General features: G+C 42.9%; 17 protein-coding genes. 3 read left to right on the top strand and 14 right to left on the bottom strand.

All coding sequences use genetic code 11. The features are described from left to right. Nucleotides 1-4: 4 nt before the first annotated feature. The 10 genes from bamB to tgt all read right to left on the bottom strand — a co-directional run bounded on the left by bamB (nt 5) and on the right by tgt (nt 10,093). On the bottom strand, nt 5-1,198 hold the full coding sequence (gene bamB / locus N7974_RS00605; RefSeq protein WP_262963774.1) for an outer membrane protein assembly factor BamB: 1,194 nt from the start codon (nt 1,196-1,198) through the stop codon (nt 5-7). Further along, complete coding sequence (locus N7974_RS00600) at nt 1,198-1,845, bottom strand: YfgM family protein (protein ID WP_262963773.1); 648 nt, start codon at nt 1,843-1,845, stop codon at nt 1,198-1,200. The genes bamB and N7974_RS00600 overlap by 1 nt, the downstream gene beginning before the upstream one ends. A gap of 95 nt (nt 1,846-1,940) precedes the next feature. Next, entirely contained in the window at nt 1,941-3,221 is a 1,281-nt protein-coding gene (gene hisS, locus N7974_RS00595) for a histidine--tRNA ligase (protein WP_262963772.1), read from the bottom strand. A gap of 24 nt (nt 3,222-3,245) precedes the next feature. Continuing rightward, nucleotides 3,246-4,010, bottom strand: a complete 765-nt coding sequence (pilW, locus tag N7974_RS00590; RefSeq protein WP_262963771.1) for a type IV pilus biogenesis/stability protein PilW — start codon at nt 4,008-4,010, stop codon at nt 3,246-3,248. Then, the gene (gene rlmN, locus N7974_RS00585; protein WP_262963770.1) at nt 4,000-5,127 is read right to left on the bottom strand and encodes a 23S rRNA (adenine(2503)-C(2))-methyltransferase RlmN; all 1,128 of its coding nucleotides are present in this window, start codon (nt 5,125-5,127) and stop codon (nt 4,000-4,002) included. Before rlmN ends, pilW begins: the two co-directional genes overlap by 11 nt. Continuing rightward, nucleotides 5,102-5,533, bottom strand: coding sequence for a nucleoside-diphosphate kinase (gene ndk / locus N7974_RS00580; RefSeq protein ID WP_262963769.1), 432 nt, complete (start codon nt 5,531-5,533; stop codon nt 5,102-5,104). The genes rlmN and ndk overlap by 26 nt, the downstream gene beginning before the upstream one ends. Nucleotides 5,534-5,637: 104 nt before the next feature. Next, a complete protein-coding gene (gene secF, locus N7974_RS00575) occupies nt 5,638-6,564 on the bottom strand; it encodes a protein translocase subunit SecF (protein ID WP_262963768.1) in 927 nt (308 codons plus the stop codon). 106 nt (nt 6,565-6,670) lie between these two features. Then, complete coding sequence (secD, locus tag N7974_RS00570) at nt 6,671-8,518, bottom strand: protein translocase subunit SecD (RefSeq protein ID WP_262963767.1); 1,848 nt, start codon at nt 8,516-8,518, stop codon at nt 6,671-6,673. Between the two features lie 68 nt (nt 8,519-8,586). Further along, nucleotides 8,587-8,937, bottom strand: a complete 351-nt coding sequence (gene yajC, locus N7974_RS00565) for a preprotein translocase subunit YajC (protein WP_262963766.1) — start codon at nt 8,935-8,937, stop codon at nt 8,587-8,589. Between the two features lie 40 nt (nt 8,938-8,977). Continuing rightward, on the bottom strand, nt 8,978-10,093 hold the full coding sequence (gene tgt, locus N7974_RS00560) for a tRNA guanosine(34) transglycosylase Tgt (protein WP_262963765.1): 1,116 nt from the start codon (nt 10,091-10,093) through the stop codon (nt 8,978-8,980). Nucleotides 10,094-10,497: 404 nt separating this feature from the next. Here tgt and nhaD point away from each other — a divergent pair, with 404 nt between their 5' ends. Both nhaD and N7974_RS00550 read left to right on the top strand, forming a co-directional pair. Next, the gene (gene nhaD, locus N7974_RS00555; protein WP_262963764.1) at nt 10,498-11,946 is read left to right on the top strand and encodes a sodium:proton antiporter NhaD; all 1,449 of its coding nucleotides are present in this window, start codon (nt 10,498-10,500) and stop codon (nt 11,944-11,946) included. Between the two features lie 134 nt (nt 11,947-12,080). After that, nucleotides 12,081-13,964, top strand: a complete 1,884-nt coding sequence (locus tag N7974_RS00550) for a potassium transporter Kup (protein ID WP_262963763.1) — start codon at nt 12,081-12,083, stop codon at nt 13,962-13,964. A gap of 112 nt (nt 13,965-14,076) precedes the next feature. On the opposite strand, the gene N7974_RS00545 is transcribed toward N7974_RS00550, so the two are convergent. After that, complete coding sequence (locus tag N7974_RS00545; RefSeq protein ID WP_262963762.1) at nt 14,077-14,724, bottom strand: DedA family protein; 648 nt, start codon at nt 14,722-14,724, stop codon at nt 14,077-14,079. On the opposite strand from N7974_RS00545, the gene N7974_RS00540 reads away from it, so the two are divergent. Further along, on the top strand, nt 14,723-14,920 hold the full coding sequence (locus tag N7974_RS00540) for a hypothetical protein (RefSeq protein ID WP_262963761.1): 198 nt from the start codon (nt 14,723-14,725) through the stop codon (nt 14,918-14,920). The genes N7974_RS00545 and N7974_RS00540 overlap by 2 nt on opposite strands. A gap of 123 nt (nt 14,921-15,043) precedes the next feature. Here N7974_RS00540 and N7974_RS00535 read toward each other — a convergent pair whose 3' ends face one another. From N7974_RS00535 to N7974_RS00525, 3 genes are all read right to left on the bottom strand, one after another. Continuing rightward, nucleotides 15,044-16,567, bottom strand: a complete 1,524-nt coding sequence (locus N7974_RS00535) for a cation:proton antiporter family protein (protein ID WP_262963760.1) — start codon at nt 16,565-16,567, stop codon at nt 15,044-15,046. 398 nt (nt 16,568-16,965) lie between these two features. Continuing rightward, nucleotides 16,966-18,912, bottom strand: a complete 1,947-nt coding sequence (gene htpG, locus N7974_RS00530; protein ID WP_262963759.1) for a molecular chaperone HtpG — start codon at nt 18,910-18,912, stop codon at nt 16,966-16,968. A gap of 293 nt (nt 18,913-19,205) precedes the next feature. Further along, on the bottom strand, nt 19,206-20,732 hold the full coding sequence (locus N7974_RS00525) for a fumarate hydratase (RefSeq protein WP_262963758.1): 1,527 nt from the start codon (nt 20,730-20,732) through the stop codon (nt 19,206-19,208). Between the last annotated feature and the right edge of the window lie 224 nt (nt 20,733-20,956).

The following is a 20,956-nucleotide window of genomic DNA, read 5'->3' as shown; positions in this document are numbered from 1 at the left end:
TATATTAAGGTGACCGGGTTTTTAAAGCGGCAAGGGTGCCGTCTTTTGCATAAATATAAACAGTATTATCTACCACGACAGGCTTGGCTTCTATTGCGCTATCAGCAACTTTTATACGGCCTAACTGCCTGCCATCAGTGGTAGACAACCAATGCACATAGCCTTCAAAATCGCCTACCACAACATAGTTGTCATAGACCGCTGGCGCTGTTAATTTTCTTTGATGTAATTCTTTTTGTTTCCATAATGATGCGCCACTACGTTGGTCCAACTGCCAAACGTTATCACTCGAATCTGACAAATACAAATACCGAAAATCATGACTCAAACCATTATAAGAAGAAATAGCTTCGTTACGCCACAACAAGTCACCATCCAGCTCTGACACCGCAACAGCACCACCGTGATAACTGGCAATATAAATAACGCCACCGACATCTATTGGGTCAGCATCAAGATCTACCAACCTTTCAACTTCAGATCGTCCTTTGGGAATGGTAACACTGGTTTCCCAGACATACTTGCCATCTGCCAGACGCAAAGCCATTAATTTGCCATTATCGTAACCGCCGATCACATTATCCTCAACGATAATGGGAGCACCGATCCCGCGCACCGTTAAAGCGGGTGCATTATGCTCATAATTCCATAGCCTTACGCCATTTTTTTCATTGAGAGCAATAACTTCGCCGTCAGTCGTGCGAACCACCACGATACCCTTGGCAATAATAGGTACAGAAAGTACTTCACTGGAAACCAGAGATTTCCAAAGCAACGCACCATTTTCACTGTTTAAGGCAACAACCTCGGCATCACTGGAACCTAAAATCACGGTTCCTGCACCCAGACCAGGGCCGGCAGAAAAATGAACTTCTGTTTCTACTTCCCAAATCAGACGCCCGGTGTTCAAATCCCTGGCCTGCACCAAACCATCCCGGTCAGCAGCCAGTATTTTACCAAAGCCAATGGAAGGAACCAGTTTTAAAGATTGTTCATCTGTTCCAACGCCGACCGTTTCATCCCACAGCTTTTCGATTTGTATTTCAGGAACATACTCAACCAAAATAGCAGGGGGATCCGAATTATCCTCGCCACCAAGAAAATAATCGGAAATACCGGAAACAGAGTCATTGATAGTATCAAACGCCGCGCAACCTGGTAATAGTAAACAAATGCTTAAAAGTGTAATCAGGCGCATTATTTTTGGCTTTCTATTTTTTCAGGTGCGGTTAAATCATCAATTTTAAATTGCAATAACGGTGACTTATAACCACTTTCCAAGGCTTTTTGATAAGAACTTCGCGCTTGATCCAAACGATCCAGAGCAACATATAAATCACCTACCAACTCATCATAGTTTCCTGAAAAACTGGATGATGTTGCGGGATCCACATCATTAATTAGCTGTAAGCCCTGCTCAAACTGACCGCTGGCCAGCATTAAACGAACCAGCCGTATTTTTGCAACATTAGCCAATTCTTTATCGGATCCTGCCGCTATCTGTTTTAAAGTCGCCTGCGCTTTAGCTAAATCACCTTGATCGACTTTTACTTTTGCCAGTAAAAGAGCGCTATAAGCGGCATATTCAGTCTTGGGATATTGTTCCTGTATACGCTCAGCCAGTTTCTCTGCACTGTCTTTTTTATCAGCTGCTATCGCTTGGATTAATTGGCTGTATATAGCTGAAGCCTCGCCTGACTCTACTTTCTTGTGACTTTGCCAGTAATTCCAGCCTAAAATAACAATAACGCCGATAACCAGACCTACAATGGTAGACAATCCATTTTCTTTCCACCATCTTTTTACTGCATCAAGCTGCTCTTCTTCTGTATCGTAAATTTCCACTGGTTTTCTTTCTCTTGTTGATATTTTAAAAATAGCTTACAGGGTTGGGTTAAGTGAGGACGGTAGCCCAACGCATCAAAGCGGCAAATAGTAGGTTAACTCAATCCACACAGCGCTTGCAAAAAAGTAATGATTTGCTCCCGGGATAACGTTTGCTGGTCTTGCTCACTACGTAAGGATTTCAGACCAAACTCTCCGCGACTAACTTCGTCTTCACCCAAAATAATGGCATATTCCGCACCTATTTTATCAGCTTTTTTAAACTGGCTTTTAAAGCTGCCACCGCCACAATTCACTTGTAGCTTTAACCCCGGGACTTCATTTCTAATTATTTCAGCAAAACGCAAACCTTCCCGTTCCGCTGTTTCACCGACACGAATCATGTATACATCGACGGTTCTAGCAAGCGGCACATTACCTGCGACTTCCATTAAAGCCAGCAAGCGCTCAATACCCATGGCAAAACCTACCGCAAAATTGGGCTTGCCACCCAATTGTTCAATCAGACTATCATAACGTCCACCGGCACACACGGTTCCCTGAGAACCAAGCTCATCAGTAACCCATTCAAAAACTGTTTTGCTGTAATAATCCAGGCCGCGTACCAATCGGGTAGTGACTTCGTAGCTTATCCCCAGATCATCTAATGTTGCCGTTAAGGTATTAAAATGTTCCAGGCTTTCAGCACCTAAATAAGCCATTAATTCGGGAGCCTCGGCAACCAGTCGTTGCATGGCCGGATTTTTGGTATCCAGAATGCGTAAAGGATTGGTCTCAAGTCGACGCAAACTATCTTCATCCAACTCAGTCAAATGTGCCTGAAAATAAGTGACTAAAGTTTCCCGATAAACCAGTCGTTCTGCAATAGTACCCAAGGAGTTAAGCTGTAAACGCACTTTATCGCGAATACCCAACTTTTTCCATAAACGATCCATGATCAAAATCAATTCAGCATCAATATCGGGGCCAGACATGCCATAAGTTTCAACGCCCAATTGAATAAACTGGCGATAGCGCCCTTTTTGTGGACGTTCATGGCGATACATAGGGCCGTAATACCATAACCGGTGAACCTGATTATGTAATAAGCCATGCTCAAGACAAGCCCTAAGACAACCGGCAGTGCCTTCCGGACGCAAGGTTAACGAGTCGCCATTACGATCGTCAAAGGTATACATTTCTTTTTCAACTATATCGGTCACTTCACCAATAGAGCGCTTGAAAAGCTCTGTTTTCTCGACAATCGGCAGTCGGATTTCACTATAACCATAAGCACCAAGTACATCTCTAAGCACTTGTTCGGTATACTGCCAGATCGGTGTTTGTTCAGGAAGCACATCATGCATCCCGCGAATTGCTTGTATATTATTTGCCATATCGGTCAGGGTAGCCTGTTAATGTTAAATAGGCTTAATTTGTTTTGCTTCATCTGAAAGCGGAAATTTTTCCAACAATAAGCGTTGGTATTCTTTTGCCAGCGCTTCATTACCTAATGCACGTTCTGTTTGCGTACCAATCCATAAGGTTCCCGAGGTATGATCTGCAACACTCAGATAGCGCTGTAAATAAACTTTTGCCGCCAAATATTCGCCACTTTGATAACTTATTTTTTGCATTTCCAGCAGTGCCGGAGCGTAAGTATTGTTAAGTATCAACGCTTGCTTAAAATAAGTCTTGGCACTTTGCTTTTGTTGCATTGCCAACTGGCAACGTCCGGCATTGGTTAATGCCAACCACTGCCGGTCATTCAACTGATTGGAAAATGCCTGATTTAATAAAGCCATTCCTTGCTCATATTCACCATGATCGCAAAGAAACCGGCCAAAGTTATTTTCTACACTCCAATTATCTGGTGCCCCATCCAACGCCATTTCATAATGGTCTTTGGCATGATCATAATCATTTAATTTTTCATATAAAAACGCAAAGGCATTATGTACTTGAATATTATCAGGGTCTTTTTTTAATGCCAGCTGTAAATTTTCTTTGGCAACTTCCAACTTGTTTAAATCAATGTAGCGGACTCCCAGTTGTAAATAAATACTGGCAGGATCATCATTTCCGGTAGTCTTTACATTCGAGGATGAACAGGAAGCCAATACAACAACCAAAAACAAGCTACTACCAAAGCGATTAATAGTACTGCTTGATGCCTCAGGCAGCACTCTCTGAACCCACAACCTTTAGCTTAAGGTGTCTGCGACTTTTATCTTCAACTTGCCCAACCAATTGTCCACAGGCAGCATCGATATCCTCGCCACGAGTTTTCCTGACTGTCGTGATAATACCCGCATCGTTTAAAACCGTTTTAAAACGATTAATAACGTCTTTGCTTGAGCATCGATAAGCGTTATTCGGAAACGGATTAAAGGGTATCAAGTTAAGTTTTGACGGTACTGTTTTTAACAATTTAATGAGTCCGCGTGCATCTTCCATTGAATCATTAATCCCATCCAACATGACATATTCAAAGGTAACAGTACGTCGTGGTGCAATCTTGGCGTTATCCCTACACGCTTCCATTAACATCTTTAACGGATATTTTTTATTAATCGGAACCAGCTCATCCCTCAATTCATCAGTCACTGCATGTAATGATACCGCAAGACTGACATCACAAGCTTGTGTTAATCGATACATCGCCGGCACCACACCCGAAGTACTAATAGTGACCCGTCGTTTGGAAAGCCCAAAGGTAAAGTCATCCATCATCAAATTCATGGCTGCGACGACATTATCAAAATTAAGCAAGGGCTCGCCCATACCCATCATGACAACATTGGTGATTTTTTTGGTCGTCCCCAAACGTTTTTGCGCAACAATGACTTGACCAATAATTTCTGCCGTCGTCAAATTACGATTAAAACCTTGCTGGGCGGTAGAACAAAAAGTACAAGCTAGCGCACAACCGATTTGCGATGACACACATAAAGTGCCACGCCCTTCTTCAGGTATAAAAACCGTCTCGATTCGGTTGCCGCAACTGGTTTGCAATGCCCATTTACGGGTCCCGTCACTGGCAATTTGTTCAATGACAATCTCTGGCGTTGCAAGATAACAATGCTCGTTGAGCCAGACTCGCAAAGACTTGCTTATATTAGTCATCAAGTCGAAATCTTCGACACCTTCCTGATAAATCCATTTAAGCAACTGGGTTGCACGAAAAGGCTTTTCACCCAAATCGACAAAAAAGGCCGCAAGACCTTTTCTGTCGTAATCGAGTAAGTTAACCCGCTTAGGATTAACCGGCTGAAAATTAACGGGTTCTGGCACAGATTTCATTATTTGAGAAAAAGTAAGCGATTTCTCTTGCAGCAGTTTCGACAGCATCTGATCCATGTACCGCATTTTCATCGATGCTGGCAGCGAAATCAGCGCGAATGGTTCCTGCAGCTGCTTCTTTAGGATTGGTAGCACCCATTATTTCACGATGCTTAAGAACTGCATTTTCGCCTTCCAGTACTTGCATGATCACAGGACCTGAAATCATAAATGCAACCAGACCCTTAAAGAAACCGCGCTCACTGTGTTCTGCGTAAAAACCTTCAGCTTGTTCTTGAGTCAGGTGCAGCATTTTTGCCGCAACAATTTTCAGGTCATTTTTTTCAAAACGACTATAAATTTCACCAATAACATTTTTTGCAACTGCGTCAGGTTTAATAATTGAGAAAGTGCGTTCTATTGCCATTATGTTTTAAAACTCCAAAGTAACATTAAATAAAAAAATAAAAATTTGAGTGGTTAATTATACCTGATCATCGCGATATTGTAGACAAACGACAACTCATATCATTAAGGCGTACGATCTATTTCCGCACCTTCTTTGACCGGTATCATCAAATCCTCAGCACTAATACCCAATAATAAAGCCATAGGACTGGCGATAAAAATAGAGGAATAAGTACCAAAAAATACGCCAAACAACAATACGATAGAAAAATTATGTATCACTTCACCGCCCAGAAAAAACAAGGACGCCAGCACCAGAATCACCGTTAAAGAGGTCATGATGGTTCGACTTAAGGTGACATTAACCGAAATATTCATAATTTCTTCAGTTGTTTTATTGCGCATTAGCCGAAAATTTTCACGAATACGATCATAAATAACAATAGTATCGTTCAAAGAATAACCAATGAGCGCAAGAACTGCCGCCAATACCGTCAAATCAAATTCCAGCCCCAAAACAGAAAACAATCCCAAGGTAACAACAACATCATGAACTGTCGCTATAACGGCTCCGGTAGAAAATTTCCACTCAAAACGCCAGGCAATATAACCCAAAATCCCTACTGTTGAATATAGCAAGGCCAAAAAACCATCCTCGGCCAAATCATCACCCACTTGAGGTCCAACAAATTCAACGCGTCGCACACTTGCCGGCTCTGCGGTGGTTTTGTTAATGGCCTCAAGTACCTTGGAACTTAAATCGGCGCTACTTAAACCTTCATGGAGCTTTAAACGAATCAGGACATCTTTTGCCGTGCCAAAATTTTGCACAGTGGCATCGCCAAAACCTTCAGCATCCAAGGTATTACGTAACACAGTTAAATCAGCCGCTTTTTGATAACCCACTTCAATCAGCGTTCCGCCGGTAAAATCAATACCCATTTGCAATCCGCGGACAGCCAGCGATCCTATCGAAAGAATCATCAGTACACCGGAAAATATCAAGGCGATATTTCGGTTACCTATAAAATTTATGTTTGTTGTCTTCATAGTTTAATCTTCTTAAGGTAGGGACAACCCTTTACGGTTGCCCTTAGGTTGACCCTTGGGTTGCTTTTGAATCAAGGGCAACCATAAAGGATTGCCCTTGCACAGCTTAAATGGATAACTTCTCAACTCTACGATTGCCGTATACCCAGTTAATAACCATCCGCGTTCCGGTGATTGCCGTAAACATGGAGGACAAAATCCCGATAATCAACGTTACCGCAAAACCTTTAACAGAACCGGTACCAAAAGCAAACAACACCACCGCAACTACAAGGTTGGTAAAATGCGAGTCAAGGATCGTTGCAAAAGCTTTTTCATAACCGATAAAAATAGCGGATTGCGGCGTATTACCATTACGGAGCTCTTCTTTAATCCGCTCGAATATCAATACGTTGGCATCAACCGACATACCTACCGTCAAGATGATCCCGGCAATACCCGGCAATGTTAACGTTGCCTGTAACATCGACAATATTGCCACGACAATAACCACGTTAAACGCCAGCGCAAAATTGGCAATCATGCCAAACAGCTTATAATAAACCGCCATAAACAACACAACCAAGGCAAAGCCTACCACAAACGACAGCATGCCTTTATCGATGTTATCTTGTCCAAGGCTTGGCCCTACCGTACGCTCTTCAACAATATCAACCGGCGCAGCCAGTGCTCCAGCCCTTAACAACAATGACAGGTTTCGTGCTTCCTGTGGACTATCCAAACCGGTAGTTTGAAAACGTTTACTGAATACTCCCTGGATAGTTGCCACGTTGATAACTTTTTCAACTTTTTCTTTATGACGAACTTTTTGACCATTGACCATTCTGGTATCAACTTTATATTCAATAAAGACTACCGCCATTGGCTTGCCAACACTAACCTGGGTAGTTTTAGCCATCTTGGCCGCACCCACGCCATTTAAGGAAATATTGACTGAAGGTCTGCCGTCCTCATCCTGACCGGAAGAAGCATCAACAATTTGATCGCCAGTCACAATAACGCGCCGATCCAACAGTATCGGATTACCGTTTCTTTCATAATACAAGCGACTGTTAACAGGCACGTGTCCTTCAACTGCCTGCCGTACATCGTGTTCAGTATCAACCAGACGATACTCCAAGGTAGCAGTTGTACCCAGAATTTCCTTGGCACGAGTAGTATCTTGTACACCAGGCAATTGAACCATAATACGGTTATCACCTTGCTGTTGAATCACCGGCTCGGCAACGCCTAACTCGTTGACCCGGTTACGCAAAGTTGTCATGTTTTGCGACACAGCAAATTTCTTGATTTCGCGGACTTCTTTTTCAGAGACTTTTAACCAAACCTGATCCTGAGCTTCCGGCTCCGTAATATCAAGGGTACGAAAATCCTTGTCCAGAAGCGTTAACAACGCTGGTTTATCTGCCGCTGACTTCAACGTAATTTTAATAAAACCGTTGTTTTTTGTCACTGACTGATAGCGCATATTAGCACCTCGCAAGGCTAGTCGCAGATCGTCGTTATAGCGATCTTCGGCTTGTCTGGCGGCAGCATCCATATCCACTTCCAGGAGAAAATGCACCCCGCCACGTAAATCCAGACCCAAATACATGGCATTAGCGCCTAAAGCGCGTAACCAAGGAGGTGTAGTAGGTGCCAGATTTAAGGCAACGGTGTAATTACTGCCCATCTTGTCTCTAAGCAAATCATCGACTTTAAGCTGATCGTCAGTATTAGAAAAACGCGCTAAAATACGCCCGTCATTAAACTCAAAGGCTTTGACAGTAACGCCACTAGCTTCAATTTCGGATTTAATCTGGTTTGCCTGCTCCTGCGCTATCTTGGCAGATTGTGTTGACGACACCTGAACAGAGGGATCATCGCCGTACAAATTCGGTAACGAATAAATAATTCCGATGCCAAAAACAATCAGAACTAATAAATTTTTCCAAAGTGGGAAATGGTTTTGCATGTGTTATTCCAATAATTAAACCGTGCTTTAGCTTAAATCAAGCTGTTTGACTGGCTACGCGCTATAACTTAAGCTCTAACTGCTTTTTTGGTTATGGCTTTATAAGTTCCTTTTGGCATCATGCTCTCAATACTTTGGCGCTGCACTTGAATAAAGGTGTTGTCAGAGATTTCAATCTTGACGAAATTATCATCCAGATCAACGATCTTACCTAGAATACCCCCAGACGTTACGACTTCTGCACCTTTGGTTATCGCGGCAATCATTTGTTTCTTTTCTTTGGTTCGCTTGGATTGAGGACGCAAAAACAAAAAGTAAAAAAACACCAGAATACCCAGTGGAAACAGCATACCTTCAATGCCTGGTTGTTGCGTAGCAGCAGGAGCTGCCGCTAAAGCGTCAGAAATAAAAAAACTCATGATTATCCTCAAATTTTATAGTTATTAAAAAATCCCGTTATTATGCCATAGACGGCATGGATTTTCCTCGTTGTTGGTAAAATTGCCGGATAAAAACATCCAGCTCCTGCCTTTCAATGGCATCACGCAAACCCTGCATAAGGCTCAAATAATAATGCAGATTATGCAGTGTATTAAGCCTGGAACCCAGCATTTCCTTACACTTATCCAGATGACGTAAATAGGCTCTTGAATAATTCCGACAAGTATAGCAGTCGCAGGATTCATCAATTGGCCCGGTATCAAATTCATATTGACTATTTCTGATTTTCACCACCCCGAAGCTGGTGAACAAATGCCCGTTACGGGCATTTCGTGTTGGCATGACACAATCAAACATATCAATTCCACGCCGAACCCCTTCAACCAAATCTTCTGGCGTACCCACACCCATTAAATAACGCGGCTTATCAACCGGCATTTTGCCATGAATTGCATCCAGAGTCGCCATCATTTCATCTTTGGGTTCGCCAACTGACAAGCCACCAATCGCATAGCCATCAAAACCAATATCCAGTAAACCGTCTATCGATTCTTGACGTAAATGTTCATACATACCGCCTTGCACGATGCCAAACAAAGCCGATAAATTATCGCCATGCGCAACCTTACTACGCGCAGCCCAGCGTAACGACAAGCGCATCGACTTGGCGGCTTCTTCAACGGTTGCCGGATAAGGCGTACATTCATCAAAAATCATCACAATATCCGAACCCAAATCACGCTGCACCTGCATGGATTCTTCAGGCCCCATAAAAATAGCACTACCGTTTATCGGCGATTTAAAAGTTACGCCTTTTTCAGTAATTTTTCTTAACGCTCCCAAACTAAATACTTGAAAGCCGCCTGAATCTGTCAGTATTGGTTTATCCCAATGCATAAAATCATGTAAATCACCATGCGCCTTGATGACAGCTGTCGTTGGCCGTAGCATCAAATGGAAAGTGTTACCCAAAATAATTTGCGCACCGACACTAGTCAACTCTTCCGGCGCCAAGGATTTAACGGTACCATAAGTACCAACCGGCATAAAAATCGGCGTTTCTACAACGCCACGAGCAAAGGTAAGACGTCCACGCCGTGCATGACCGTCAGTATTGATTAAATTAAATTCCATGCCAAAAAATATTTGTTCATAAATGAAGGTTGCAGATTATCCAGTCTTTTTAGGCTTTAGTACAATAAACCATCATGTTGTATATGAAAGTAGCCAGATTATTAAGCCAGTCGTTTTACTCAAAACTTGTTATTCAAATAAATAGTGGTAGATTTAAAAAATTACAACGATGGTAATTTTGCATCCCCATTTCAGAAAATGAACCTTGATAACACGGCGTTTCAGTGTTTTTTTTAATATCTTTACAGCTTTGTTTAAAGTTAATCTAAAATAACTACAATAAACAACTCCCGGTCAGCGCAGACTTTAAGATTAGGCAAGTTTTATAACCCGTTGGCAGTCAGTTCTTGTGATCTGCTTTATTCATTTCATTTTTCCCATTAAGCTTACCTTTCAACAACAAAATGAATAGCACACTAGTAAAGTTATCAGTCTTTGTATTATTGCTCTTACCGACTGCGAGCTTTGCCGGCCAAGCTTTGGATACTTTAAGTGCGACCCAATCATTAGATTTAACCCATCACATCATTGGCTATCTGTCTATCGGGGTTACCGTTATGGCCTACATAGCCGCAATGTCAGAAGAAGTCATCGCACTACGAAAGTCCAAACCAATGGTCTTGGGTTCGGCGCTCGTATGGTTTGCGATTTGTATTTACTATGCCTGGCACGGTGAAGCCAAAGTGGCGGCTGTTGCATTTGAAAGCAACTTACTGGCTTATATCGAATTATTTCTATTTATCCTGGTATCAATGACCTATCTAAACGCTATGGAAGAGCGTGGTATTTTCGATGGCCTCAGGATTTGGCTCTTAAGCCGGCAATATAGTTACCGACAACTGTTCTGGATTACCGGCGTACTGGCTTTTGTTCTTTCCACCGTAATTAGCGGTATGGCAGTAGGGCTTTTAATGGGCGCTGTTGCTGCAGCAGTGGGTAAAAACAAAAAAGAATTTGTTGCACTGGCCTGTGTCAATATCGTCGTAGCGGCCAATGCCGGCGGCTCGTTAAGTCCCTTGGGCGGCATTTCGACATTGTTCGTCTGGCAACATAAAATCCTGCCTTTTTATGAGTTCTTCTCATTGACTATTCCCTGTATGGTAAATTTTTTGGTTCCCGCTACTGTTATGCATTTTTTCGTCCCCAAAGAAACACCCGCAGCATCCACCAGCACTATCTGGCTACGGCGTGGCAGCAAGCGGGTTGTTTTACTGTTCATTATCACACTCGCTATTACCGTTTCGTCTAATGTACTGCTGGAACTGCCACCAGCCGCCGGTATGATGACGGGGCTTGGTTTACTGCAATTTTTCAGCTTTTATCTCACCAAAACAGCGCACGAAGTTAAGAGTGACTTTGCTCATGTTTACAAACTCTTTCAGGTTGAAGCGCCGAGAGATAATAAAAGACAGGATTTTGATGTTTTCAAGAACATTGGTAATGTCGATTGGGACACGTTGCTATTTTTTTACGGCGCGATGATGATAATTGGCGCCTTGGGGTTTATCGGCTATCTTGATGCTATTGCGCATTTTCTGTTCGGGCAGATTAGCGCTACGGTTGCCAATATTAGTATCGGCCTCTCATCAGCATTTATTGATAACGGCACCTTGATGTTTGCTGTATTAAGCATGCATCCGGATCTTCCACCCGGCCAATGGCTGCTGTTAACCCTAACCTTGGGCGTAGGCGGTAGTTTGCTGGCAATCGGATCTGCACCGGGAGTTGCATTACTGGGTCAGATCAAAGAAGGCTATACCTTCGCATTTCACATGCGTTGGATGCCGGTTATTTTGCTGGGCTATCTCGCCAGTATAGCCGTGCATTTCTGGATAAATGCCCGCTATTTTTAATCGAATCAGTCAAAGAGCCTTATTAGCTGTGGTTTCCTAAAACACATGCCTGTTTCTTTTATAACTAATATGGACGATAATCGTGCCGCACAACCCTTCTTAACTATTTATTTAGTGGCAAAATACTTACAATAATGTCCTCAAATTCACAACCTCAAACCAAAGAACAACTCGCAGGCCTAGCACTAGGAGCCATTGGCGTAGTATTTGGTGACATCGGCACCAGCCCGCTTTATGCGCTTAAAGAAGTTTTCCTCAGCGGCTTACCAATAGATAAACTGCACGTACTCGGCGTGTTATCGCTGGTTTTTTGGACACTAACCCTGGTAGTAACGACCAAATACGCTATTTTCATTATGCGTGCCGACAACAAAGGCGAAGGCGGCATTATGGCGCTAATGGCCTTGGCCTTACAAGGTTCCAAAGAAAATCCCAAAAAAATGCGTTTCATAGTCACTGTCGGCTTGCTTGGCACCGTATTGTTTTACGGAGACAGCATCATCACCCCTGCTATCTCGGTACTTAGTGCCGTTGAAGGCCTGCAAATTATCGCCCCATCATTGGACCGCTATGTGCTGCCGATTACCATTACGGTACTGGGCGGACTGTTCCTTCTGCAAGCAAAAGGCTCCGGCAAGATGGGCAAGCTATTTTCACCGATCATGTGTATCTGGTTTTGTTTGCTGGCCGTTTTGGGAGTAACCAACATCATCGATGAACCGGGCGTATTAATGGCAATAAACCCTTATTACGCAGCGCATTTACTGCTTGAATTAGGCTGGCATGGATTTTTGATTATGGGCGCAATCGTATTGGCAATAACCGGTGCCGAAGCGCTGTATGCCGATATGGGACATTTCGGCTTAAAACCAATCCGTTATGCATGGTTCGGATTTGTGTTTCCGGCGTTGCTGCTCAACTATTTCGGACAAGGGGCGCTGTTAATCGGTCACCCCGAGGCGATACAAAATCCTTTCTATTTACTTGCCCCAACCTGGGCCATGTATCCTTTGCTAATTCTATCGACACTCGCGACCGTTATCGCCTCGCAAGCAGTAATATCCGGTGCCTTTTCGATGACCAAACAAGCCATACAACTGGGCTACTGTCCGCGCATGAACATTTTGCACACCTCAGGTGCAGAACGGGGACAAGTCTATATACCGGCTATTAATTGGCTCTTAATGATATCGGTTTTCGTACTGGTATTGAGTTTTAAATCATCGTCTGCATTGGCCTCCGCTTATGGCTTGGCAGTAACAGGAACCATGATGGCCACTACCCTGTTGGCATTTATTGTCATTCAAGAACTTTGGCAATGGAGCAAATACACCAGTGGGGCATTTTTGTCGGTTTTTTTAACAATAGACTTAACATTTCTTTCCTCCAATAGTTTAAAAATCCCTACTGGCGGTTGGCTTCCACTAGTCGTCGCTACCGTTCTATTTTTAGTGTTAACGACATGGATTAAGGGACGTAGATTGCTTTCGGAATATATGGATGTCAGGCGAATGTTATTCGAGGATCTGGAAACGAAAATAAATAGTAAATTAGTGACCGTAGAGGGTACTGCCATTTATTTGACCAGAAGCTTACACGGCGTACCTCAAGTGCTGTTACACAACCTTGAACATAATCATGTATTACACGAGAAAATTATTGTACTAACCATTGTTACCACAAACGAACCCTATGTTGACGAATCTCATCTGGTTAAAATCAGAACTTTCGGTGAAAACCGGAATTTTTATCGGGTAAAGCTTTATTACGGTTTCAAACAGAACGCAGACGTTCGTCGCGCACTGGAGTTATGCGTACAACAAGGTCTGGATTTTAATCCCAAAAATACCTCTTTTTTTATCGGTAGTGAACAAATATCTTTTCGTAATAAAAGCCCCATGCCGAAATGGCGCAGGGCATTATTCAGGTTTTTATTTCATAATTCAACCAGTGCAATTGAGTTTTTTAAAATACCCGTTGACCGCGTTGTGGAACTTGGAATCCGTATTGAGTTGTAACCGAAACATTGGATACCAGGCAACTCAAAAAATTTGTGGTCACAGCATCACCGATTAAACCTGCTTTAAAATCGGTGAATCTGTGGCTGTTTTTTTGCACGTATTAAGCTGGTTAACCCGCTTTTAAATAATACTTATGCCGAATATACTCAACTACAGCGGGTATTATTGAAACAATTACAATACCTACAATGACTACCGTAAAGTTATGTTTTACGATTTCTATATTGCCAAACAAGTATCCGCCAAAAAGGCAAATAGAAATCCAGGAAACGCCACCAATAACGTTGTAATGCAGAAATTTTTTGTAACCCATATCACCTATACCAGCCACGAATGGCGCAAAGGTACGAATGATAGGGATAAAGCGGGCAATTATTATCGTTTTAGCGCCATATTTTTCATAAAATTTATGGGTACGCTCCACATGTTCTTTATTCAAAAACCGGGTTTTTTCCTGCTTGGCTATTTTAGGACCCAAAAATCGTCCTATTTCATAGTTAACTGAATCACCCAATACTGCCGCCACACATAATATTACATATAATATCCAAAGACTCATATCACCTTTTGCCGCAAAAGTACCGGCTGCAAAAAGCAAAGAATCTCCCGGTAAAAAGGGCAATACGACCAATCCTGTTTCACAGAAAATAATAATAAATAATATTATATAAGTAACATAGCCATAATTTTGAATAATCTCGCTGAGATATTTATCCAGGTGTAAAAAAATATTAATAAATTGGGTAAGGTGTTCCATGTTCATTCCTGATGTTGTTTTTGCCAAACTGGCTATGGTTAGATTAGTTGATCTTACGCCTGCCAGGCTACCTGATTATTACCGGGCTTCCATTACGAATGACAAGTTTTGTTCCTCTGTGCTAAATAAATACCACAACAAGACGATAGGTAACTCAATTATCAACAGTAATCTTGTAATAGAACAAGATTTTTAAATTGTACTACAAGGCAAAAAGCTGAGTCATTGTAGTAAAAAATGGGTATTGAAAACATGAAAATAATAGTTATTTATAAGCACCTGATTTTGTGCGTAGAAACCAATCGTATTAATACTGCCATTATGTCAATATTTGCTTAACAAGCTGGTTACCTGCTTCAACCAAAGGATGGATAATTAAATTAGCTCCCAGGCGAATTAATTCCCGCTCTTCTCCCTTGTAATAACAAATCGTGCCTATTTTACCCAAAAAACCTCGCTTTCTAAGCTGGCTAATTGCAGTACATCTAACTTCAAATTCCGGCACTGTTAAAATAACCCCTTTGATTTTTTCCAGTGGAAGCCTCTCCCACAGCTCGGTATCCTCCGCATCACCGTAGACCACCCGTCGCCCTTCGGCAAGCAGATTTTCCAATACTGTCGGGTCAGAATCCAGTCCCACTACAAGTTTGTCCTGCTCGTGTAACGCCAGATAAGCAGAAACCCCCGTACGCCCCATACCGACAACCAACCATTCCGATACGCCAAAAGATTCAGGCAAGCGATCAGACTGCCTGGATTTTTTCTCAAAGCGAACCAATACCGGTTCGGCCCATGAAAACAAGCGGTGCGAATACCGGTTCAGGGGAGCTGCAATCGCTAAAGAACCGGCGACCGCCAGACTAATAATTGACGTCCACTCTGCAGGTAACAAATTGGCATTAACCACTGCCCCGGTAGTAATGAGGGCAAACTCACTATATGTCATCAATGCCAAAGATGAAACGAAGGCCGTGCGGGCACGTAAACCTGCCAGTAGAAAGAGCGAAAAAAACAAGCCTCCCTGTAATGGCAATAGCATTAACAATTCAATAGCCGTCACTGCTTGTTCCTGAGTCGGAAAATTGGCCATTCCAATTTGCAGAAAAAATGCGACCAGAAATAATTCCTTGAGACTCCAAAGCTTGTTGGAAAGGTCTTCTATCTTGGGATGTGAAGCCAGCATCACGCCGGTTAGCAGCGCACCAATATCAGGAGAAACACCGACACTTTCGGCCAATACACCACCGCCTAACGCCAACGAAACACCTAACATCAAGATGAGTTCACCGGAACGACTAACAGTTAGCAATCGATGTGCCAGCGGCCGCAGGAACGGTACAATTAATAAAATCAAGGCCCAAAGTGTCAGTTGCTTGCCATCTGCGAACGCCAGCAAACCAATTGCGACTATGTCCTGTAAAATCAAAATACTCAGCACATCGCGGCCATGTAGGGATGACAACTCACTGCTATCATCCAATACTTTAATGGCAAGTACGGTACTGGAAAAAGCCAGACTGGCGCCTAACACCAAACCACCACTAATACGTTGGCCCATCGCCAGAAATATCAGCGCAGAAACGCCGGTAACCAGCAGCAGATGCGAACCGCCTACGCTTAACACTTCACTGCGTAACAACGAGCTGGGTTTAAGTTTTAAGCCGACTGAAAACAGCAGTAACTCAATACCAATATCGGCAAGATGCGCCAAGTTTGGCAGGGGAGCTATATCCAAACCATGCAAAACATAACCGGCAACCAGATAACCCACGAGAGGAGGAAGAGACAGACGACTGGCAATTAAGCCAATCATGTAAGCGGTGCTAATCCAGACGAATTCCATAATGACTGTTTATATCGATACGAGGCTAAAGGAAAAATTGAGTGTCAGCACAACCTTGCTGTTGCCGACGTCAAGACAGAAAGCTGTCCGAGAAGAGAAAATCTACTGCGGAAAAACGTGTATGGGACATGTAATTAAATACTTAAATCCATCTCATGTCATGCAAGATTTTTGTTTTATACTTCGCGCGGTCATGTTTACGGAATTTATGATCGAGTTATTTTATTCGAGAGCAAGGTGCAAAAGTAGTTACATAGCTAGCTATGTAACTACTTTTGCAACGCAGCTATCGGATAAAATGGCCGATCAGAAAACCGAGTTGTGACCGTGCGGAGTATAAGGATTACCAGGCAAAAAAAAGGCTGGATCAATCCAGCCTTTTTTGGTGTTGTTAACAGTTATTTTAACAAACCTTGCAACAAACCATTTAGCTTATGGACAAAAGCAGCCGGATCATCCAACTGTCCACCTTCGCTCAAAATTGCCTGATCAAACAAAATATGAGTCAAATCAGCAAAACGGGTATCATCCTGCTCTGCTTTCATACGAACAACCAGAGGATGTGTCGGATTAATTTCGAAAACAGGTTTTCTACCCATGCCCATTGATTGACCGGCATCTTTCATAATCCTTTCCATGTTAAGGCTCATGCCATAAACATCAGCGACCAAACAAGCGGGGGATTCGGTTAAACGATGACTCAAACGAACTTCACTAACTTTATCGGCCAACACGTCTTTAATCTGCTTAAGTACCACCTCAAAATCCTTATTAACTTCTTCCAAGGCCGCTTTATCTTCTTCGGCATCCAAACCACCTAAATCCAGATCGCCTTTGGCAACAGACTGTAAATGCTTGCCTTCAAATTCGTCCAGATTAGAGACCAACCATTCATCAATACGGTCAGATAACAAGATAACTTCAATGCCTTTCTTACGGAATATTTCCAGATGCGGACTATTTTTTGCCGCAGAAAAACTGTCTGCCGTTACATAATAAATATGCTCCTGACCTTCTTTCATTCGACTAACGTAGTCTTCCAGGGCAACGTTCTGTTTGTCGGTATCTGCATGGGTAGTGGCAAAGCGCAGTAATTTGGCAACACGTGCTTTATTGGCATGGTCTTCAATCGGGCCTTCTTTAATCACCGAACCAAACTGAGCCCAGAATGTTTCGTATTTTTCCGGCTCATTTTTGGCCAGATTTTCTAACATACCCAATACTTTTTTAACCGCACCCGTTTTAATGGCGCTGATTTGTTTACTTTGTTGCAGCAGTTCTCTGGATACGTTTAACGGCAATGAATTGGCATCAATAACACCCCGGATAAAACGCAAATAACGCGGCATTAACTGCTCGGCATCATCGGTAATAAAGACTTTACGAATGTACAGTTTTACACCATGTTTGGTATCCCTGTCCCACATATCAAAAGGTGCCCGTGATGGCACATAAAGCAACAAGGCATATTCGTTAGTGCCTTCAACTTTACTGTGCACATGCGTTAACGGATCCTGAAAATCATGACCGACATGCTTGTAAAATTGATTATATTCGTCATCTGAAATTTCTTGACGGGATTTGGTCCACAACGCAGAAGCACTGTTAATGGTTTCTTCTTCTATTGCTGCAACAGGCTTGGCTTCTTTAGCTTCCTCGCCTTCTTCAGTCTCTTCTTCAGCCATTGTCGGCATGATTTCTTTATCCATAACGATAGGTAAAGAAATATGATCAGAGAATTTTCTAACAATAGAGCGAATACGATAACCGTCTAAAAACTCGCTTTCAGCTTCTTTCAAATGCAGAACAATTTCTGTACCGCGCTGTACTTTTTCTACTGCTTCTATGGTGTAATCGCCTTCACCTGCAGATTCCCAACGGGTACCTTCGCTTTTATCGGCACCAGCTTTGCGGGTAGTCAAAGTGACTTTATCAGCCACAATAAATGCAGAGTAAAAACCTACGCCAAACTGGCCAATTAATTCACTGTCTTTGGCTTGCTCACCGGTCAAGGCTTCAAAAAACTGCTTGGTACCTGATTTTGCAATCGTTCCAATGTGTTCCTGAACTTCTGCACGGGTCATACCGATACCATTATCTATAATAGTAATGGTACGTTTTTCTGTATCAAATTCCAGGCGAATTTTCAGCTCGGCATCGCCTTCATACAAACCGTCATTAGACAGTGCTTCAAAACGCAGCTTGTCAGCAGCATCAGAAGCATTGGAAATCAACTCCCGCAAAAATATTTCCTTATTGCTATACAAGGAGTGAATCATCAAATGTAACAGGTGTTTTACTTCAGTTTCAAAGCCCAGGGTTTCTTTTTTTGCTTCAACAGTCACGATACTATTCCTAAAATTGTTAAAATGATTGCTGAATATGTGGGGGCGTATGATTTTTTTTCAAGGCAGGTAATTCTTATTCACCATGAAGATCACGAAAACACATATAGATTCTCAGGTAAATAATTTCTATGTCGACAGATACCATCCCTTGAAGGGATGTTATCTGTATGAGCTGACAACGACGTGAATTGTAAATTTAATTTCTGAAAGTCTATAGGCAAAGGACAACGAGTCAGCCTGTTAAGAGCCGGTTTTTTAACCTTGTACCTTGTACCTTGTACCAGTATTAATTATGGTTCAACAACAACAGGGATTTTGCCGATTTTGTTCTGCCAGATTTTTGGCGCTATTTCATGTATTGATACGCCTTGCGTATCGACCGCCACGGTAACAGGCATATCTTCAACAATAAATTCATGAATGGCTTCCATACCAAGATCTTCAAATGCGACGATGCGCGAGTGGCGTATGGCTTTTGATACCAGATAAGCTGCGCCGCCCACAGCCATCAGATAAACAGCCTGATGTTTTTTGATGGCAGCAATGCCTTCGGGTCCACGCTCTGCTTTACCAATCATGCCCAGCAAACCGGTTTTAGCCAGCATGGTTTCAGTAAATTTATCCATACGCGTTGCTGTTGTTGGCCCGGCAGGACCTACCACTTCATCGCGTACCGGATCGACAGGGCCCACATAATAAATAAACTTGTTGGTAAAATCGATACTTTCCGGCAGCGACTCACCACGTTCCAGCAAATCAACCATGCGTTTATGTGCGGCATCTCGGCCTGTGAGCATTGTACCGGTTAGTAGTAAGGTTTCGCCCGGTTTCCAGGTAGCCACTTCGGCAGGCGTCAGCGTGTCCAAATTAACTCTACGGGCATTAGTACCAGCATCTCGGGTAATATTTGGCCAATCTTCCAGATGAGGAGTCTTAAACTCGGCAGGGCCAGAGCCATCCAGAACAAAATGTACATGCCGGGTTGCCGCACAATTGGGAATAATGGCAACAGGTTTATTAGCCGCATGTGTCGGATAATCTTTTATTTTGACATCCAGCACGGTAGTCAAACCACCCAAACCCTGCGCACCAATACCCAGCGCATTCACTTTGTCATACAACTCAAGACGTAATTCTTCCAGCGCGTTACTTGCGCCCCGGGCAATAAGCTCTTGAATATCAATAGACTCCATGCAGGCTTGCTTGGCAAGAAGCATCGCTTTCTCTGCGGTGCCACCGATACCTATACCCAATATCCCAGGAGGACACCAACCCGCGCCCATGGTGGGTACGGTTTTTAATACCCAATCAACAATACTGTCTGAAGGATTGAGCATAATAAACTTGGCTTTGGCTTCAGAACCGCCGCCCTTGGCCGCAATCTCAACGTCAACCGTATTACCGGTTACCACTTCCATATGAACAACCGCTGGCGTGTTATCGCCGGTATTAATGCGTTTTCCGGCCGGATCTTTCAGTATCGAAGCACGCAAAATATTATCAGGGTGAAGGTAAGCCCGTCGAACGCCTTCATTGACCATATCGGTGACACTAAGATCAGCCGACCATTGCACATCCATACCGATTTTTAAGAAAACAGTTACTATTCCGGTATCCTGACATATCGGTCGATGCCCCTCGGCACACATTCGGGAATTGATTAATATTTGCGCCATGGCGTCTTTGGCAGCCGGATTTTGCTCTTTTTGATAGGCATCATTTAAAGCATGGATAAAATCCAGCGGATGATAGTAGGAAATAAATTGCAGTGAATCAGCGATACTTTGGATAAAGTCGTCTTGGCGAATAAGGGTCATTGAGTTTTTCCTGTGTGTACGATCAAGGCTCGTTGTAGGGATGTTGAATTATTCAATCAAAAGCTGATTAACTGCACACCACGAAGACACGAGATTTTGGCTACCAATTTAAAGCAGGACAATATTACAGATAACATCCCTTGAAGGGATGGTATCTGTGCCGGCTTTAGTTGGTAGCCGAAGTTTTTACCTTGGTTTTTCTTCGTGCCTTTCGTGTCTTCGTG

The sequence above is a fragment of the Methylobacter psychrophilus genome (assembly GCF_025583945.1).
GTDB classification, from domain to species: domain Bacteria; phylum Pseudomonadota; class Gammaproteobacteria; order Methylococcales; family Methylomonadaceae; genus Methylobacter_C; species Methylobacter_C psychrophilus.
This window is presented reverse-complemented; position numbering and strand designations above follow the sequence as displayed.

Excerpts from the sequence above, each read along its gene's own strand:
- bamB (WP_262963774.1), bottom strand. The coding sequence starts at position 1,198 with ATGCGCCTGATTACACTTTTAAGCATTTGTTTACTATTACCAGGTTGC.
- hisS (WP_262963772.1), bottom strand. The coding sequence starts at position 3,221 with ATGGCAAATAATATACAAGCAATTCGCGGGATGCATGATGTGCTTCCT.
- rlmN (WP_262963770.1), bottom strand. The coding sequence starts at position 5,127 with ATGAAATCTGTGCCAGAACCCGTTAATTTTCAGCCGGTTAATCCTAAG.
- ndk (WP_262963769.1), bottom strand. The coding sequence starts at position 5,533 with ATGGCAATAGAACGCACTTTCTCAATTATTAAACCTGACGCAGTTGCA.
- secF (WP_262963768.1), bottom strand. The coding sequence starts at position 6,564 with ATGAAGACAACAAACATAAATTTTATAGGTAACCGAAATATCGCCTTG.
- secD (WP_262963767.1), bottom strand. The coding sequence starts at position 8,518 with ATGCAAAACCATTTCCCACTTTGGAAAAATTTATTAGTTCTGATTGTT.
- yajC (WP_262963766.1), bottom strand. The coding sequence starts at position 8,937 with ATGAGTTTTTTTATTTCTGACGCTTTAGCGGCAGCTCCTGCTGCTACG.
- tgt (WP_262963765.1), bottom strand. The coding sequence starts at position 10,093 with ATGGAATTTAATTTAATCAATACTGACGGTCATGCACGGCGTGGACGT.
- nhaD (WP_262963764.1), top strand. The coding sequence starts at position 10,498 with ATGAATAGCACACTAGTAAAGTTATCAGTCTTTGTATTATTGCTCTTA.
- N7974_RS00550 (WP_262963763.1), top strand. The coding sequence starts at position 12,081 with ATGTCCTCAAATTCACAACCTCAAACCAAAGAACAACTCGCAGGCCTA.
- N7974_RS00540 (WP_262963761.1), top strand. The coding sequence starts at position 14,723 with ATGTTCATTCCTGATGTTGTTTTTGCCAAACTGGCTATGGTTAGATTA.
- N7974_RS00545 (WP_262963762.1), bottom strand. The coding sequence starts at position 14,724 with ATGGAACACCTTACCCAATTTATTAATATTTTTTTACACCTGGATAAA.
- N7974_RS00535 (WP_262963760.1), bottom strand. The coding sequence starts at position 16,567 with ATGGAATTCGTCTGGATTAGCACCGCTTACATGATTGGCTTAATTGCC.
- N7974_RS00525 (WP_262963758.1), bottom strand. The coding sequence starts at position 20,732 with ATGACCCTTATTCGCCAAGACGACTTTATCCAAAGTATCGCTGATTCA.